12 protein-coding genes and 1 pseudogene are annotated in these 16195 nt (G+C 68.9%); 5 read left to right on the top strand and 8 right to left on the bottom strand.

Annotated features, from left to right (window positions below):
* Positions 1–14: 14 nt before the first annotated feature.
* From VKG81_RS01460 to VKG81_RS01450, 3 genes and pseudogenes are all read right to left on the bottom strand, one after another.
* Complete coding sequence (locus tag VKG81_RS01460; protein WP_324389049.1) at positions 15–512, bottom strand: methylated-DNA--[protein]-cysteine S-methyltransferase; 498 nt, start codon at positions 510–512, stop codon at positions 15–17.
* Positions 509–1987 (bottom strand): DNA-3-methyladenine glycosylase 2 family protein, encoded by a 1479-nt coding sequence (locus VKG81_RS01455; RefSeq protein WP_324389048.1) that lies wholly within the window; start codon positions 1985–1987, stop codon positions 509–511. The genes VKG81_RS01460 and VKG81_RS01455 overlap by 4 nt, the downstream gene beginning before the upstream one ends.
* Before the next feature lie 84 nt (positions 1988–2071).
* Positions 2072–3250 (bottom strand): annotated as a pseudogene (locus VKG81_RS01450) (adenylate/guanylate cyclase domain-containing protein).
* A 49-nt stretch (positions 3251–3299) separates the two neighbouring features.
* Between VKG81_RS01450 and nucS the strand changes: the two are divergent.
* Together nucS and VKG81_RS01440 are read left to right on the top strand one after the other, a co-directional pair.
* Positions 3300–3971 carry an endonuclease NucS gene (nucS, locus tag VKG81_RS01445; protein ID WP_324389047.1) on the top strand — a complete coding sequence of 224 codons (672 nt, stop codon included), beginning with the start codon at positions 3300–3302 and terminating at the stop codon, positions 3969–3971.
* A 20-nt stretch (positions 3972–3991) separates the two neighbouring features.
* Complete coding sequence (locus tag VKG81_RS01440) at positions 3992–4285, top strand: hypothetical protein (protein ID WP_324389046.1); 294 nt, start codon at positions 3992–3994, stop codon at positions 4283–4285.
* A gap of 7 nt (positions 4286–4292) precedes the next feature.
* Here the strand turns inward: VKG81_RS01440 and mce are convergent, their stop codons facing one another.
* Complete coding sequence (gene mce, locus VKG81_RS01435; RefSeq protein ID WP_324389045.1) at positions 4293–4760, bottom strand: methylmalonyl-CoA epimerase; 468 nt, start codon at positions 4758–4760, stop codon at positions 4293–4295.
* 82 nt (positions 4761–4842) lie between these two features.
* On the opposite strand from mce, the gene VKG81_RS01430 reads away from it, so the two are divergent.
* Together VKG81_RS01430 and VKG81_RS01425 are read left to right on the top strand one after the other, a co-directional pair.
* Positions 4843–6024 carry an acetyl-CoA C-acetyltransferase gene (locus VKG81_RS01430; RefSeq protein ID WP_324389044.1) on the top strand — a complete coding sequence of 394 codons (1182 nt, stop codon included), beginning with the start codon at positions 4843–4845 and terminating at the stop codon, positions 6022–6024.
* A 131-nt stretch (positions 6025–6155) separates the two neighbouring features.
* Positions 6156–7049: a tetratricopeptide repeat protein gene (locus VKG81_RS01425; protein ID WP_324389043.1), complete on the top strand. Its 894-nt coding sequence runs from the start codon at positions 6156–6158 to the stop codon at positions 7047–7049.
* Positions 7050–7057: 8 nt separating this feature from the next.
* Here VKG81_RS01425 and glgB read toward each other — a convergent pair whose 3' ends face one another.
* Together glgB and VKG81_RS01415 are read right to left on the bottom strand one after the other, a co-directional pair.
* On the bottom strand, positions 7058–9265 hold the full coding sequence (gene glgB / locus VKG81_RS01420; RefSeq protein WP_324389042.1) for a 1,4-alpha-glucan branching protein GlgB: 2208 nt from the start codon (positions 9263–9265) through the stop codon (positions 7058–7060).
* Between the two features lie 5 nt (positions 9266–9270).
* The gene (locus tag VKG81_RS01415) at positions 9271–11373 is read right to left on the bottom strand and encodes an alpha-1,4-glucan--maltose-1-phosphate maltosyltransferase (protein ID WP_324389041.1); all 2103 of its coding nucleotides are present in this window, start codon (positions 11371–11373) and stop codon (positions 9271–9273) included.
* A gap of 170 nt (positions 11374–11543) precedes the next feature.
* Here VKG81_RS01415 and glgP point away from each other — a divergent pair, with 170 nt between their 5' ends.
* Positions 11544–14183: an alpha-glucan family phosphorylase gene (glgP, locus tag VKG81_RS01410; RefSeq protein WP_324389040.1), complete on the top strand. Its 2640-nt coding sequence runs from the start codon at positions 11544–11546 to the stop codon at positions 14181–14183.
* A gap of 212 nt (positions 14184–14395) precedes the next feature.
* Here glgP and VKG81_RS01405 read toward each other — a convergent pair whose 3' ends face one another.
* Both VKG81_RS01405 and VKG81_RS01400 read right to left on the bottom strand, forming a co-directional pair.
* Complete coding sequence (locus tag VKG81_RS01405) at positions 14396–15814, bottom strand: neutral zinc metallopeptidase (protein WP_324389039.1); 1419 nt, start codon at positions 15812–15814, stop codon at positions 14396–14398.
* A partial coding sequence (locus tag VKG81_RS01400; protein ID WP_324389038.1) for a helicase C-terminal domain-containing protein occupies positions 15811–16195 on the bottom strand: 385 nt, incomplete at its 5' end. The genes VKG81_RS01405 and VKG81_RS01400, both read right to left, overlap by 4 nt.

Here is a 16195-nt window from a genome sequence, read left to right as displayed (position 1 = left end):
ATTACGGCGAGAATTCAGTCGAACAGCGTCGCGACGGTCCTGCTCCCTTCCAATTCGAGCAGGAGGCGTTTGCGGTCGAGCCCGCCGCCGTAGCCGGTGAGACTCCCGCCGGCGCCGATCACCCGGTGACACGGCACGATGATGCCGATCGGATTGCGTCCGTTGGCCAGCCCGACGGCGCGGAAGGCGCTCGGGGCGCCGACCTGCGCGGCGATGTCGCGGTAGGACCTCGTCTCCCCGTACGGAATCGTCTGCAGGGCGGACCACACCCGGCGCTGGAACTCCGTGCCGCCCAGCTCGAGGTCGAGGTCGAAGCTTGTCCGCTCGCCGGCGAAGTATGCCGCGAGTTGCTCGACGGCCTCGGGGAATGCGTCCTCGTCGGGCTCCCAGCCCGCCCGGTCCGGCTCATGGGTCTGATCGACCATTCGCAGGTTCGTCAACGTGTCCCCGTGGCCGGCCAGCGTCAGTGGTCCGACCGGGCTGTCGACAGTCCGGAAGTGGGGATTGGTCATCGCTTCTCCTTTGGGGGCCAATGATTTACCGGATGATCCAGTGAGGTCCACAGGTACTGGGTGGCGTATGAGCGCCACGGTCGCCACCGTGAGCTGTCCTCGGTCAGGGCGCGCAGGCCCAGCTGGTTGGCCGCCCGGCGCACGCCGCCGTCTGTGGCGGGGAAGGCATCCGGATCGCCGAGCGCCCGCATCGCGACGACTTCAGCGGTCCACGAACCGATCCCGGGCAGCGCGAGCAGTTGCCTTCGCGCCCGCTCCCGGTCACACCCGGTGTCGAGAACCACGTCACCGTTGATCAGCGCCTCGATCAGGGCAACCACGGTTTGCCGCCGCGACCGGGGAAACCCCAGGCGGGTGGGATCGATGTCGGCAAGCTCCGCCACCGAGGGAAACGCCCACGTCAGATCCCCGGCCGGGTCGGTGACCGGCCGTCCGTACGCCTCGACGATCCTCGCGGTGTGGGTGCGGGCCGCCTTCATGGACACCTGCTGCCCGATCACCGCCCGCAACGCGAGTTCGGCTTCGTCGACGGCGCGCGGTATCCGCTGGCCCGGTGCTTTGCGCACCAGGGCGGCAAGATTGGCGTCGGCGCGAAGCGCCTCGTCGACCGCCTCCGGATCGGCGTCCAGGTCCAGTAGTCGCCGGCAGCGCGCGATTGCGGTGGACAGGTCACGGAAGTCGTCGAGCAGCAGTTCGCAGCGCACATGATCGGGTGCGGGGGTCAGGCCGACGATGCCCGTGCCGTGGGGAAGACGCAGCGTGCGTCGGTAGGCACCGTCGCGCACCTCCTCGCAACCGGGCACGGCGCCGGCCGCCAGGTGCCCGAAGACGCCGTCGTAGGCGAACGGTGAACGGGTGGGCAGCCGCAGTGATACGGCTCCGGTTCCGGCCGGCGCGCGCCGGTCCCGGTGCCTGGCCGCCCGCCTGCGCAGCCCCGTCGGCGTGCTGTCGCACACCGCTCGCACGGTGTCGTTGAACTGCCGGATGCTCGAGAAACCCGCGGCGAACGCCACGTCGCTGAACGGCAGGTCGGTGGTTTCGATCAGTACCCGCGCGGTCTGCGTGCGCTGTGCCCGCGCCAGCGCGAGCGGGTTCGCGCCGACTTCGGCCTGCAGCAGCCGCTCCAGTTGGCGCGGGGTGTAGCCGAGCCGGGCCGCCAATCCGCCGACGCCCTGGCGGTCAACCGTGCCGTCGGCGATCAGCCGCATCGCCCGCGCCACCACGTCGCCCCGCACGTTCCACTCCGGCGAACCCGGCGAGGCGTCCGGCCGGCAGCGCTTGCACGGCCGGAATCCGGCCCGCTGGGCCGCGGCGGCGGTCGGGTAGAAGCGTACGTTGCGCGCATACGGTGGCCGGGCCGGGCAGCTCGGCCGGCAGTAGATCTTCGTGGTCGTCACGGCGGTGACGAACCAACCGTCGAACCGGGCGTCCTTGGAGTGCATCGCCCGGAAGCAGCGGTCGAAGTCTTCGTGCATAACCCGAGGATTACACGCACCCACCGACATCACTGGCGGAAATCCGACATCACGGTCGGCTCGTGCCCGGGGTGTCCGGTCGGCCTAGCAGTCGGTCGGCTTCGCGAGTCGGGTCGGGTTGTCGCGCCCGCGCAACACCACCGCGTCGTCCAATTCCCAATGAGCGCGTTCGCTTTCGCTTGCGGCCTCAGCGGCGGGCGAGGACGCCAGCAGCCGTTCGGGTGTCGACTTGGCCAGTTCGCTGAGCCGGGCCGCCTCGTGCACGGGATCCCCGATCACGGTGTACTCGAAGCGCTCAGCCGCGCCGACGTTGCCCGCCACCACGCTGCCCGCCGCGACGCCCAGGCCCGCGGGGCACTCCGGTACCTCGTCGCGCAGTCGCCGGGCGATCGTCCGCGCGGCGGCCAACGCCTCGTCCTCCGGCCGGTCCAGGCGGACCGGCGCACCGAACACCGCAAGGGTGGCGTCGCCCTCGAACTTGTTGACCAGGCCGCTGTGGCGGTCGACCTCCTCGACGATCACCCCGAAGAACCGGTTGAGTAGTTCGACGACCTCCATCGGCGGCCGGCTGGCCACCAGCTGGGTGGAGCCGGTGACGTCGACGAACAGCACCGCGACGTGGCGCTCTTCGCCGCCGAGCTCGATGTGCGCAGCGAGAGTGCGAATACGGCGGCGAGCACGATGCCCAGCATCGGGACACCCGAGCCGAGCATCCACACCGTCATGATCCGGCCCATGATGCCCGCGGCGAACCGGCGCGGCGGCGCGGTTCACCAGCCCGTAGAGCGTCGTGAGCAGCACGGTGCCCACACCCCACAAGATGAGCTGGACCACCGTCAGGCGCCACGGGGCGACGAAAGTGTTGCGCTGGTCCTCGGCGGTCGGGGGTCGCTCTTCGATCGCCCACCGGAGCGCGTTCACCCCCCGCCGGGTCACCCAGATGACCCCGACGATCAGCGCGGCCACGATGTAGGCCGGAACGACGCCGAACGTGAGCCACGCGGGCGCGTCGCTGACCACACTCGGCACCGGAAATGCGACGGTGACCAGCAAGATCGCGACGCCGACGCCGAGCAGGTTCGCAATGACGATGAACGTCGTCAGGATCACCTGGATCCGGACGCGGCGGCGGGCCGGGCTCTCCGACGCCCGCCCGAGCAACAGCGATCCGAAATCGGACGGTTCCGCCAGGCGGCCGCTTTGCCGGGTGACCCGCTCGAGCACGCCGCCCAGCCGCTGCGCGACCGACCCGCTGGCAACCATGGTGGCGTCAGCCTAACGACCGCTTCCGATCTCGCCCTACAGTGGAGCGGTGCGTCTCGTGATCGCCCAGTGCACGGTGGACTATCTGGGACGACTCACCGCGCATCTGCCGTCGGCACGCCGGCTGCTGCTGATCAAGGCCGATGGATCGGTCAGCGTGCACGCCGACGACCGCGCCTACAAACCGCTCAACTGGATGAGCCCGCCGTGCCGGCTCACCGAGCAGACCGACGGGCCGCTGCCGGTGTGGGTGGTTCAGAACAAGGCCGGGGAGCAACTGCGGATCACGCTCGAAAGCGTCGAGCACGACAGCAGTCACGAACTCGGCGTCGACCCGGGACTGGTGAAGGACGGTGTCGAGGCGCACCTGCAGGAACTGCTGGCCGAGCACGTCGAATTACTGGGCAGCGGTTACACATTGGTGCGGCGCGAGTACATGACACCGATCGGCCCCGTCGATCTTCTCTGCCGTGACGAGCGGGGCCGCTCCGTCGCGGTGGAGATCAAGCGCCGCGGCGAGATCGACGGTGTCGAACAGCTCACGCGCTATCTCGAGCTGCTCAACCGCGACAGCCTGCTCGCGCCGGTCAGCGGTGTCTTCGCCGCCCAGCAGATCAAACCGCAGGCCCGCACCCTTGCGATGGACCGCGGTATCCGTTGCATCACTTTGGATTACGACGACATGCGTGGGATGGAAACCGCCGACTACCGGCTGTTCTGACCAACTCTTAGACTTGTCGTGTGGCACGGCGGGCCAGATCGCCGCGACGGCATGCACTGCCGCCGCCTGCCTTGGTGCGCCGTATCGAGACGGGGCCGGACGGATACGACTATGAGGTGCGCCCGATCGCGGCGGCGCGCGCCACGAAGACCTATCGTTGCCCTGGGTGCGATCACGAAATCAGTTCAGGGACGGCTCATTTGGTCGTCTGGCCCGCGGACCTCGGCGAACGGGGCGCCGACGACCGCCGACACTGGCACACGCCGTGCTGGACGCACCGCGCTACGCGTGGCCCGACTCGGAAGTGGTCCTAGCGGCTCATTACCCCGACGCCGGCTCGACCAGCTCGATCAGAACGCCGTCGGCATCTTTCGGATGAATGAAGTTGATCCGGGAATCGGCGGTGCCGCGTCGCGGCGTGTCGTAGAGCAGCCGCACCCCCTGGGCCTGCAGCCGGTTCGTCAGCTCCTCGATGTTGCTCACGCGGTAGGCGAGCTGCTGAATGCCGGGGCCGCGCTTGTCGAGGAACTTCGCGATCACCGAGGAGTCGTCGATCGGCGCCATCAGCTGCAGCTGGGCGGCGCCCACCGGCGCGCCGCGCACCGCGAGCATGGCCTCGCGGATACCCTGGTCGTCGTTGACCTCCTCGTGCAACACGATCATGCCGAGGTGGTCGTGGTACCACGCGATCGCGACGTCCAGATCCGCGACCGCTATCCCGATGTGGTCGATTGCCGTCACCAACGCGCTGGCCAGGACGGGCCGGGCATCGACCTGCTCGGTGGTCATAACGCCAAGGTAACCTAACGACAAAGATTCCGCTTTCCCGGTCGGTCCGGGCAACCGCCGAACGCAGCCCCCGGAGGTACTCATGACGACGTCGGTCATCGTTGCTGGAGCCCGTACACCGATCGGCAGGCTGATGGGTTCGCTGAAAGGCTTCTCGGGCAGCGACCTCGGTGCGATCGCGATCGCGGGCGCCCTGGACAAGGCGAACGTGCCGGCATCGCTGGTCGACTACGTGATCATGGGCCAGGTGCTCACCGCCGGTGCGGGCCAGATGCCGGCGCGGCAGGCGGCGGTGGCCGCCGGCGTCGGTTGGGACGTGCCCGCGTTGACCATCAACAAGATGTGCCTGTCGGGCATCGACGCGATCGCGCTCGCCGATCAGCTGATCCGCGCCGGCGAGTTCGAGGTCGTCGTCGCCGGTGGCCAGGAGTCCATGACGAGGGCGCCGCATCTGCTGATGGACAGCCGGGCCGGGTACAAGTACGGCAACGTCACCGTCCTCGACCACATGGCCTACGACGGCCTGCACGACGTGTTCACCGACCAGCCGATGGGCGCTCTCACCGAACAGCGCAACGCCGTCGACCAATTGACCCGCGCCGAGCAGGACGAGTTCGCTGCCCGCTCTCATCAGAAGGCGGCCGCCGCCTGGAAGGACGGTGTCTTCGCCGACGAGGTCGTGGCGGTGAAGATTCCGCAGCGCAAGGGCGATCCCGTCGAGTTCACCGAGGACGAGGGAATCCGCGCCAACACCACCGCCGAATCGCTCGCCGGGCTTAAGCCGGCGTTCCGGCCGGACGGCACCATCACCGCGGGGTCGTCATCGCAGATCTCCGACGGCGCGGCCGCCGTCGTGGTGATGAGCAGGCAAAAGGCCGAACAGCTCGGGCTGAGTTGGCTGGTCGAGATCGGCGCCCACGGCGTGGTCGCCGGGCCGGACTCCACGTTGCAGTCCCAGCCGGCGAACGCGATCAGGAAGGCCGTCGCGCGCGAGGGCATCTCCGTCGGGCAACTCGACGTGGTGGAGATCAACGAGGCGTTCGCGGCGGTCGCGTTGGCGTCGACCCGTGAGCTGGGCATCGATCCCGACATCGTCAACGTCGACGGCGGGGCGATCGCCGTCGGGCATCCGATCGGCATGTCCGGTGCCCGGATCACGCTGCACGCGGCCCTCGGGCTGGCCCGCCGCGGGTCCGGCTACGGCGTTGCCGCGTTGTGCGGGGCCGGCGGCCAGGGCGACGCGCTGATCCTGCGGGCGCCGTGATGACCGCGCAGTCCGCGTACCGTTGCCGGCGTTGCTGGCGATCGGCCTGCCGCCCCGCGGTGTGATCTTCGTCATATGGGCCGATCAGGCGGCTGACCCGGCGCCGGCAATGACGTGACAGACTTGACGGCGTGACTCGTCCGCGTCCGTCCGTCCCGCCCGCCATGGCGGGCGCCGTCGATCTGTCAGCGCTCAAACAGCGTGCCTCCCAGCAGAACCAGGGCACCGGCGGCCCTCAGGCCGGCGTCGAGATCACCGAGGCGAATTTCGAAGCCGAGGTGTTGGCCCGGTCCGACGAAGTGCCGGTCGTCGTGCTGTTGTGGTCGCCACGCAGTGACGCGTCGGCGCAGCTGGCCGACGCCCTGGCCGTTCTGGCCGCCGCCGACACCGGCAAGTGGTCGCTGGCCAGCGTGAACGTCGACGCCGCGCCCAGAGTCGCGCAGATCTTCGGCGTGCAGGCTGTTCCGACCGTGGTGGCGGTCGCCGCGGGGCAGCCGATTTCGAGTTTCCAGGGTGTGCAGCCGCCCGAGCAGCTGCGTCGCTGGGTCGATTCGCTGCTGTCGGCGACGGCGGGCAAGCTCGCCGGCGCGCCGGGTTCGGACGAGCCCGAGCAGGTCGATCCCGGGCTGGCCAAGGCCCGCGAACTGCTGGACTCGGGAAACTTCGACGCCGCGCTGGGGGCCTACCAGGCCATCCTCGACGCCGACCCGGGCCACCCCGAAGCCAACGGGGCGGTGCGCCAGATCTCGTTCTTGAACCGCGCCACCAAGCAACGGCCCGACGCCGCCCGGGTCGCCGGCGCGGCGCCCGACGACATCGACGCCGCGTTTGCCGCCGCCGACGTCGACATCCTGCATCAGCAGATCGACGCCGCGTTCGACCGGTTGATCAAGCTCATCCAGCGCACCTCCGGCGACGACCGGACCAGGGTGCGCACGCGCCTTGTCGAGCTGTTCGATCTGTTCGACCCCGCCGAACCGGCCGTCGTCAACGGCCGGCGCAAGCTGGCCAACGCGCTGTACTGACCCCGCGCCTACTCGGGCTGCAGCCACAGCGCCGACAGCGGCGGCAGCACCATCACCGCCGATGCCGGCCGGCCGTGCCACGGCTCCTCGGTGGCCTCCACCGCGCCGTAGTTGCCCACACCGGCGCCGTTGTAATCCGTCGCGTCGGTGTTCAGCACCTCGCACCAGCGTCCCGCCTGCGGCAGGCCCAGCCGGTAACGGGCGTGTTCCGACCCGGAGAAGTTGAACACGCAGGCCAGCATCGACCCGTCGGTGCCGAACCGCAGGAAGCTCAGGACGTTGTTCGCGGAGTCGTTGGCGTCGATCCACGAATAGCCCTCGGGGCTGGTGTCCTGGCTCCACAGCGCCGGGTGGCTGCGGTAGATCTCGTTGATGTCGCGCACCATCCGTGCGACGCCGCCCGAGAATCCGTTCTCCGCGAGCTGGTGCCAGTCCACGCCGCGCTCTTCCGACCACTCGTCGCGCTGGCCGAATTCCTGGCCCATGAACAGCAGTTGTTTACCGGGATGGGCCCACTGATAGGCCAGCAGGCTGCGCACGCCCGCTGCCTTCATGTGGTCGTTGCCCGGCATCCGGCCCCACAACGTGCCCTTGCCGTGCACCACTTCGTCGTGGCTGATGGGCAGGACGTAGTTCTCGCTGAACGCGTACAGCATCGAGAACGTCATCTCGTGGTGGTGGTAGCTGCGGTGTACGGGGTCGCGCTGGATGTAGTCAAGCGTGTCGTTCATCCACCCCATGTTCCACTTCATCGAAAAGCCAAGTCCGCCAATGCTTGTCGGACGTGTGACACCAGGCCAGGACGTCGACTCCTCGGCGACCGTGACGATGCCCGGGGCCGCCTTGTGCACCGTGGCGTTCATCTCCTGCAGGAACTGCACCGCCTCCAGGTTCTCGCGTCCGCCGTGGATGTTCGGCGTCCAGCCGCCTTCCGGCCGCGAGTAGTCCAGGTAGAGCATCGACGCCACGGCGTCCACCCGCAGGCCGTCGACGTGGAACTCCTCCAGCCAGTACAGCGCGTTGGCGACCAGGAAGTTGCGGACCTCGGGTCGGCCGAAGTCGAACACGTAGGTGCCCCAGTCGAGTTGCTCGCCGCGCCGCGGGTCGGAATGCTCGTAGAGCGGCGTGCCGTCGAATCGCCCCAACGCCCATGCGTCCTTGGGGAAATGCGCGGGCACCCAGTCGACGATCACGCCTACGCCGGCCCGGTGCAGCGCGTCGACCAGCGCCCGGAAGTCGTCGGGCGTGCCCAGCCGAGACGTCGGGGCATAGTAGGACGTGACCTGGTAACCCCACGAGCCGCCGAACGGATGCTCCGCGACCGGCAGCAGCTCGACGTGCGTGAATCCCTGCGAGACCACGTATGCGGTGAGCTCATCGGCGAGCTGGCGATAGCCGAGCCCGGGCCGCCACGACGGCAGGTGTACCTCGTAGGTGCTCATCGGTTCGAACACCGGGTTTTTCCGCGCCCGCCGGGTCATCCAGTCGGCGTCATCCCACTCGAATGCGCTGGCCGCCACCCGCGACGCCGTCTGCGGCGGCACCTCGGTGGCGAACGCGAACGGGTCGGCCCGGTCGGTGACCACGCCGTCGGCGCCGTGCACGCGGAATTTGTAGAGTTCGCCGACATCGAAACCGGGCCAGAACAGTTCCCACACCCCCGTGGACCCGAGCGCCCGCAGCTGCGCCTCGCTGCCGTCCCAGTGATTGAAGTCACCGATCAGGCTGACGCCCTTGGCATTGGGCGCCCAGACGGCGAACGACACCCCGCGCACCTCACCGTCGGGCGTCGTGAACGAGCGCGGGTGCGCGCCCATGATCTCCCACAGCCGCTCGTGCCGGCCCTCGGCGAACAGGTGCAGGTCGACCTCGCCGAGGGTCGGCAGGAACCGGTACGCGTCGGCGACGACGTGGGCGTCGGGTCCGTCCCCGGCCCCGTGGTAGCTGATCTCGAGTCGGTAGTCCACGAGGTCCGTGAACGGCAGCGCGACCGCGAACAACCCGGACTCGATGTGGGCCATTTCGAATCGGTCCGGGCCGACGAGGGCGACCACCTCCACGGCGTGCGGACGGTATGCCCGGATCACGGTGACCCCGCCGTACTCGTGGGCTCCCAGCACCGAGTGCGGGTCGTGGTGCTCGCCGGCGAGCAGCCGGTCCAGGTCGGATCGATCGGGCGCCAGATAGCCGCCCGTGCGCTGCTGCGATTGCGTCATTCCCGTCACTCCCTGCGCAATAGATTCAATCGTTCTTCGTCAGGTATGCGGGGCAGGTTCACGATGTGCGCGACGGCCTTGGCCGGGTCGAGGCGCACATAGTTGGCCTGCCCCCACTGGTATTCCTCGCCGGTGATCTCGTCGCGGACCCAGAAGCGGTCATGCCAGTCCATACCCAGCGCGGGCATGTCCAACCACAGTGTCGCCTGTTCGGGAGCAAAGGCGTTGAGCGTCACCACGACGAGTACGGCGTCGCCGGTCGCGGGATCGAACTTGCTGTATGCCACCAGGGCGTCGTTGTCGACGTGGTGGAAGCGGATCGTCCGCAACTGCTGCAGGGCAGGATGCAGCCGCCGGATCTCGTTGAGTCGCGTGACGAACGGCTCCAGTGACGCGCCGCGCTCGCGTGCCCCTTCGAAGTCGCGCGGCCGCAACTCGTACTTCTCCGAGTCCAGGTACTCCTCACTGCCCTCGCGCACCGGACGGTGCTCGAACAGCTCATACCCCGAGTACATGCCCCACGCGGGACTCATCGTCGACGCCAGCACCGCGCGGATCGCGAACATGCCGGGGCCACCCCGCTGCAGGCTTTCATGCAGGATGTCGGGCGTGTTGACGAACAGGTTGGGCCGCGCGTAATCGGCGTGCTCGGCGATCTGCTCCCCGAACTCGGTCAGCTCCCACTTCGACGTGCGCCAGGTGAAGTACGTGTAGGACTGGGTGAAGCCCAGCTTGGCCAGGCCGTACAGCCGGGCCGGGCGCGTGAACGCCTCCGACAGGAACAGCACATCGGGGTCGATGTCCTTGACCTGCTCGATCAGCCACGCCCAGAAGTCCGGTGGCTTGGTGTGCGGGTTGTCGACCCGGAACACCTTGATGCCGTGGTCCATCCAGTGCCGGACGACGCGCAACACCTCCTCGTACAGGCCCGAGGGCTCGTTGTCGAAGTTCAGCGGGTAGATGTCCTGGTACTTCTTGGGTGGGTTCTCCGCATACGCGATGGTGCCGTCGGGCAGTTCGGTGAACCACTTGCGGTGCTCTTTGGCCCACGGGTGGTCGGGTGCGCACTGCAGCGCCAGGTCGAGGGCCACCTCCATGCCGAGGTCACGGGTTGCCCTGACGAACTCGTCGAAGTCGTCGATGGTGCCCAGCTTCGGGTGGACCGCGTCGTGGCCGCCCTCGTCGCTGCCTATCGCCCAGGGTGATCCGACATCGCCGGGGGCGGCGGTGACGGAGTTGTTGCGGCCTTTGCGGTGCACCTTGCCGATCGGGTGAATCGGCGCGAGGTAGACCACGTCGAAGCCCATGTCGGCGATCCTGGGCAGCTCCTTGGCGGCGGTCGCAAAGGTGCCGTGTACCGGCTTGCCCTTCTTGTCCCGGCCGCCTGTGGAGCGTGGAAACAGTTCGTACCACGCGCCGAACCGGGCCAGCGGGCGGTCGACCCACACCCCGTACGTCTCCCCGCGGGTGACCAGCTCACGCAGTGGAAACTGGGCGAGCAGCTCATCGATCTCCAACGTCGTTGCGACGCCCACCCGCTCGACCGGGTCCCCGCTCGCGTGCAGCGCGGCCGCCGCCTCCAGCAGCGGATCGCGGAGCTTGCGCGGCACACCGGTGGCCGCCCGTTCGAACCAACGCGCCCCGAGCTGCAGGTCGTTCGACAACTCGGCCTCGCCCTGCCCGGCGTCGAGCTTCGCGGTGACGTTGTGGCGCCAGGTGCTGATGGGGTCACCCCAGCCGTCGACCCGGAACGTCCACAGGCCGACGCTGTCCGGGGTGAACTGGCCGTGGAACACGTCGGGCGTGCGGCCCAGCGCCATCGGCGTCGCGATCGGCCTGACCCGGGGCACTGCGGTGGTCGCCGCGCCGGGGACGGGTGCGCCGACCGGGCGGACGCCGCCGGCGTCGGCCCGATGCCTGCCGGCGTCGGCCAGCCGCGGATAGGACCGTCCCATGTACCGCACGACCAGTGTCGCGGCGACGGCGTCGTGGCCTTCGCGCCACACCGTGGCCCGCACGGGGACGATCTCGCCGACCACCGCCCTGGCCGGGTAGGCGCCGCCGGAAACAACGGGCTTCACGTCGTCGATCTCGATGCGTCCGGGCACCCAATCACTCCTTACCAAGGCGTTGCTTTCAGGTCCTCCTCACGCGCTTTCCACCGTAGTGTCCGGGCTAAACGCGGGGGGCGATGTAGGCGTTAAACGCCGGCGACGTGACGTTGACGACATTGTCCGGGAACTGCGCGGACGCCGAATGTCTCCTAAGGTTGACCCGCGTGAAGGCTCTGCGTCGTTTCACGGTCCGTGCCCACCTGCCCGATCGGCTTGCCGCACTCGAGGGGCTGTCGGTGAACCTGCGGTCGTCGTGGGACAAGCCGACACAGGATCTGTTCGCCGCGATCGATCCCATCCTGTGGGAGCGTTCTGGGCGGGATCCGGTCGCGCTGCTGGGCGCCGTGAGCCCGCAGCGACTCGATGCGCTGGCCGTCGACGAGCAGTTCCTCGCACGGCTGGACCGCCTCGCCGACGATCTGGCCGATTACCTGTCGCGTCCGCTGTGGTATCAGGACCAGCTGCGGGAGGGCGCGGCGTTGCCGACGGGAATCGCGTACTTCTCGATGGAATTCGGTGTCTCAGAAGTGCTGCCGAACTATTCGGGCGGGTTGGGCATCCTGGCCGGCGATCATCTCAAGGCGGCGTCGGATCTGGGCTTGCCGCTGATCGGGGTCGGGTTGTACTACCGGTCCGGATACTTTCGCCAGTCGCTGACCGCGGACGGCTGGCAGCACGAGACGTATCCGTCGATCGACCCGCAGGGGCTGCCGCTGCGGCTGCTGACGGACTCGTCCGGCGATGCCGTCCTGGTGGCGCTGACGCTGCCGGGCGCTCGGGAATTGCGGGCCCGGATCTGGGTCGCGCAGGTCGGCCGAATCCCGTTGCTGCTGCTGGATTCCGACATTCCCGAAAACGAGCACGACCTGCGCGGCGTCACCGACCGCCTCTATGGCGGCGACCAGGACCACCGGATCAAGCAGGAGATTCTCGCAGGTGTCGGCGGGGTGCGCGCGATCCGGGCGTTCACGGCCGCCGAAGGCCTTCCCGCGCCCGAGGTTTTCCACATGAACGAGGGGCACGCCGGATTCCTCGGGCTCGAGCGGATCCGTGAGCTGATCACCGACCAGAAACTCGATTTCGACACGGCGCTGACCGTGGTGCGCGCCGGCACGGTGTTCACCACCCACACCCCGGTGCCCGCCGGGATCGACCGGTTTCCGGTCAGCATGGTGCGGCACTACTTCGGCGCCGCCGGCGCCGCACCCGACGACAGCCCCCGGTCCTCGGTGCTGCTGCCGGGTGTGCCGTTGGATCGGATCATCGCGCTGGGCGCCGAGGACGACCCGTCGATGTTCAACATGGCGCACATGGGTCTTCGGCTGGCCCAACGGGCCAACGGCGTATCGCTGCTGCACGGGCGCGTGAGCCGGGCGATGTTCAACGAGCTGTGGCCCGGATTCGACCCTGACGAAGTGCCGATCGGGTCGATCACCAACGGCGTGCACGGGCCGACGTGGGCCGCACCGCACTGGATGGAGCTCGGGCGGGAGCTGGTCGGCTCCGACTCTTTCAGCGAGCCGGCGGTATGGCAACGGCTCCAACAGGTGGACCCCGGCCACATGTGGTGGATCCGGTCGCATCTGCGTGAGTTGCTGGTCGAGGACGTACGTCGCCGGCTGCGGAAGTCGTGGCAGGAGCGGGGCGCATCGGAGGCCGAATTGGGTTGGATCGACGCGGCTTTCGATCCCAACGTGCTCACGGTGGGGTTCGCCCGCCGGGTTCCCACCTATAAGCGCCTGACATTGATGCTGCGTGACCCGGACCGGCTGGAACGACTGCTGCTCGACGAGGATCGGCCGATTCAGATGATCGTCGCGGGCAAGTCGCATCCCGCCGACGACGGCGGCAAGGCGCTGATCCAGCAGGTCGTGCGGTTCGCCGACCGCCCGGAAGTACGTCACCGGATCGCGTTTCTGCCCGACTACGACATGTCGATGGCAAGGCTGCTGTACTGGGGTTGCGACGTCTGGCTCAACAACCCGCTGCGGCCGCTGGAGGCGTGCGGCACGTCGGGAATGAAGAGCGCGCTCAACGGCGGGCTGAACCTGTCCATCCGCGACGGCTGGTGGGACGAGTGGTACGACGGCGAAAACGGTTGGGAGATACCGACCGCCGACGGCATCGCAGACGAGAACCGCCGCGATGACCTCGAAGCCAACGCGCTGTACAACCTGCTCGAACGCGCGGTGGCACCGAAGTTCTACGAGCGCGACGAGTCCGGGCTGCCGCGTCGGTGGGTGGAGATGGTGCGGCACACGCTGCAGACGCTGGGCCCGAAGGTGTTGGCATCGCGGATGGTTCGCGACTACACCGACAAGTACTACGCCCCCGCGGCGCAGTCGCTGCGCCAGACGGTGGAACCGGTGAACGGCAAGCCCTACGCCAACGCACGCGCGCTGGCCGCATACCGTCAGCGGGTCGGCGAAGCATGGCCGAAGCTGCAGATCACGGAGGTGGACAGCGCCGGCCTGCCCGACACGCCGCTGCTCGGCTCGGAGCTGACGCTGACGGCCACCGTCCGGTTGGCCGGCCTGCGGCCCGATGAAGTGACCGTGCAGGCGGTGCTGGGCCGGGTCGATGCCGGCGACGCGCTGCTGGATCCGTTGTATGTGCCGATGGTGCACACCGGCACCGCCGACAACGGCGACGAGGTGTTTTCGACGACAACCCCGCTGCCGGTGGCCGGCTCGGTCGGCTACACCGTGCGGGTGCTGCCGCATCACCCTCTGCTGGCCGGCGACAACGAACTCGGCCTGGTGGCGCTGGCCAGCCAGCCGCAGGAGGCGGCGGTATCGAGTTGACTGGGGATTCGCGACACTCAATCTGCTGCGGCGACACCACGCGAAGGCCGCAGTAGGTTGAGTTTCGCGGCGGAGCCGCGCCCGAAACGCACCGAGCCGCGCCCGAAACGCCCCGAGACACCCCGAACCGCGCCCGAGACACCCGAGACGCCCCCAGACACCCCGAGACGCCCGAGACACCCGAAGAACGCCCCCGAAACCCACCCAAAGAATCACGGGTAACGCCGCAGGCAGCGCTCCTCGTCGCCGAGCACCCCCGTGCGGAACGCGTCGATGCGGGAAAAGCCTGACGGCACGGACTCGCCGTTCACGTCGCCCGCGACCAGGCCGTTGGTCAGGATTCCCGAGACCGCCTCGTCGAGGTCGCCGGCGGTCAGCGCGACCGTGTTGCCGTCGGAGACGCTCACCGGTTCCGACATCTTCGTGGTCGCCACACCGGTCAGGCAGGCGGTGCGCAGCGCCGCCTCGGCGTTGTCGAGCACCAGGCCGCCCTTGGAGTGCTCGACCGCGAGCATGTACCGCGACGTCAGCGCCGAGTAGGCGGTGTTGTCGCCGAACGCCAGGCCGGTGTCGTCGCCCGGCGCAGGCGCACCCATCTTCACCAGCTGCGGCAGGTCGACGAAGATGGTGTTGGCGGCCGGGCAGTAGGAGACCGGATCGCTGGGTCGTGCGTCGGCGCAGGCCCCGGCGGGCTCGAAACTGAGCACCGGCGGGCTGGCCGGCGAGAACAGCCTGCCCAGGGCTTCGACGACGGCCTTGACCGACTCCTGGGACACCGGCCACTCGCCGGTCTGATCCCGTTGCAGCGCCGCCGGCAGATCGCCGCGGCGCGCCGCGATCTCCTGACCGTCGATCCCCGCGCACGCGGCGACCCCGTCGGTGAAGCCGGACTGAAAAGCCGAGACCCGCTCGAACGCCGAGCCGTGCGCGTCGACACTCATCTCCGGGTTGTCTTCGGTCAGCAGCGGATCGCGGAACGAGATCATCGCCGCCAGCAGGTTGTTCAAGCCCTCCGCGGTGCTCAGCGTGAAACGCTTCGAGTTGCCTTCGGCGACCCAGCGCATGTACACGCCGGCGAAGCAGTCGGCCTGCTGCTCGGACACCAGCGTCGGCGTGCTCTTGTCGGTCAGCCCGGCCTGACGCTGGATCGAGTGCCCGTACTCGTGGGCGAGCACCATCGCAACAGCCATGTCGCCGAAGCTGTTCCGCAGTTGGGGAAGCAGCTCGCCACGGTCCCATCCGATGGAGTTGTCGACCGGGCAGAACGCGGCGTTGACGACGCCGACGGTGTCATCGTGACAGAACTCGGAATTGACACCGCTGGAATCCCACGACATGAGCTCGGCGACGGGCGTGAACTTGCCGTTGAGCGGGGCGCCGTACCCGCCCGCCCAGAACTCCTCGATGTCGCTGACCGACAACGCGGCCAACTCGTCGTCCCTGCCGACGGTGGCGCCCACCACGTCGCGCGTCGGCTTCGGGGCGTCGGGCCGCACGCCGGACGGCCCGTCCGTCGCGGGCAGCCCCGCCACGTGAAACGGGTCGTCGAACACCGACACCGGTTTTCCGCCGAGAAGATGGCTGCAACCCACTAGCGCCAGGCACGCCACGATGACGCCCGCGAGTCTCATCGGCCCGCCTCGGTGAGACGGTTCAGCGCGTCGCAGACGGTCTGCCGGTCGGTGGTCAACCAGAACGGCGGCAGCGAGTCCCGCAGGTAGCCCCCGTAGCGGGCGGTGGCCATCCGCGAGTCCAGCACGGCCACCACGCCGCGGTCGTCGACCCGGCGCAGCAGCCTGCCCGCGCCCTGGGCGAGCAGCAGCGCGGCGTGGCTGGCGGCGACCGCCATGAACCCGTTCCCGCCGCGGGCCGCGACGGCACGCTGCCGCGCGGTCAGCAGCGGATCGTCGGGCCGCGGGAACGGAATGCGGTCGATGACCACCAGCGACAGCGAAGGGCCGGGCACGTCGACGCCCTGCCACAGCGACAGGGTGCCGAACAATGACGTCTCC

This window comes from Mycobacterium sp. (assembly GCF_035314905.1).
Taxonomy (GTDB): domain Bacteria; phylum Actinomycetota; class Actinomycetes; order Mycobacteriales; family Mycobacteriaceae; genus Mycobacterium.
The sequence above is the reverse complement of the archived record's forward strand: the minus strand, read 5'-3'. Positions and strand labels throughout refer to the sequence as shown.

Excerpts from the sequence above, each read along its gene's own strand:
- VKG81_RS01460 (WP_324389049.1), bottom strand. The coding sequence starts at position 512 with ATGACCAATCCCCACTTCCGGACTGTCGACAGCCCGGTCGGACCACTG.
- VKG81_RS01455 (WP_324389048.1), bottom strand. The coding sequence starts at position 1,987 with ATGCACGAAGACTTCGACCGCTGCTTCCGGGCGATGCACTCCAAGGAC.
- mce (WP_324389045.1), bottom strand. The coding sequence starts at position 4,760 with ATGACCACCGAGCAGGTCGATGCCCGGCCCGTCCTGGCCAGCGCGTTG.
- VKG81_RS01430 (WP_324389044.1), top strand. The coding sequence starts at position 4,843 with ATGACGACGTCGGTCATCGTTGCTGGAGCCCGTACACCGATCGGCAGG.
- glgB (WP_324389042.1), bottom strand. The coding sequence starts at position 9,265 with ATGACGCAATCGCAGCAGCGCACGGGCGGCTATCTGGCGCCCGATCGA.
- VKG81_RS01405 (WP_324389039.1), bottom strand. The coding sequence starts at position 15,814 with ATGAGACTCGCGGGCGTCATCGTGGCGTGCCTGGCGCTAGTGGGTTGC.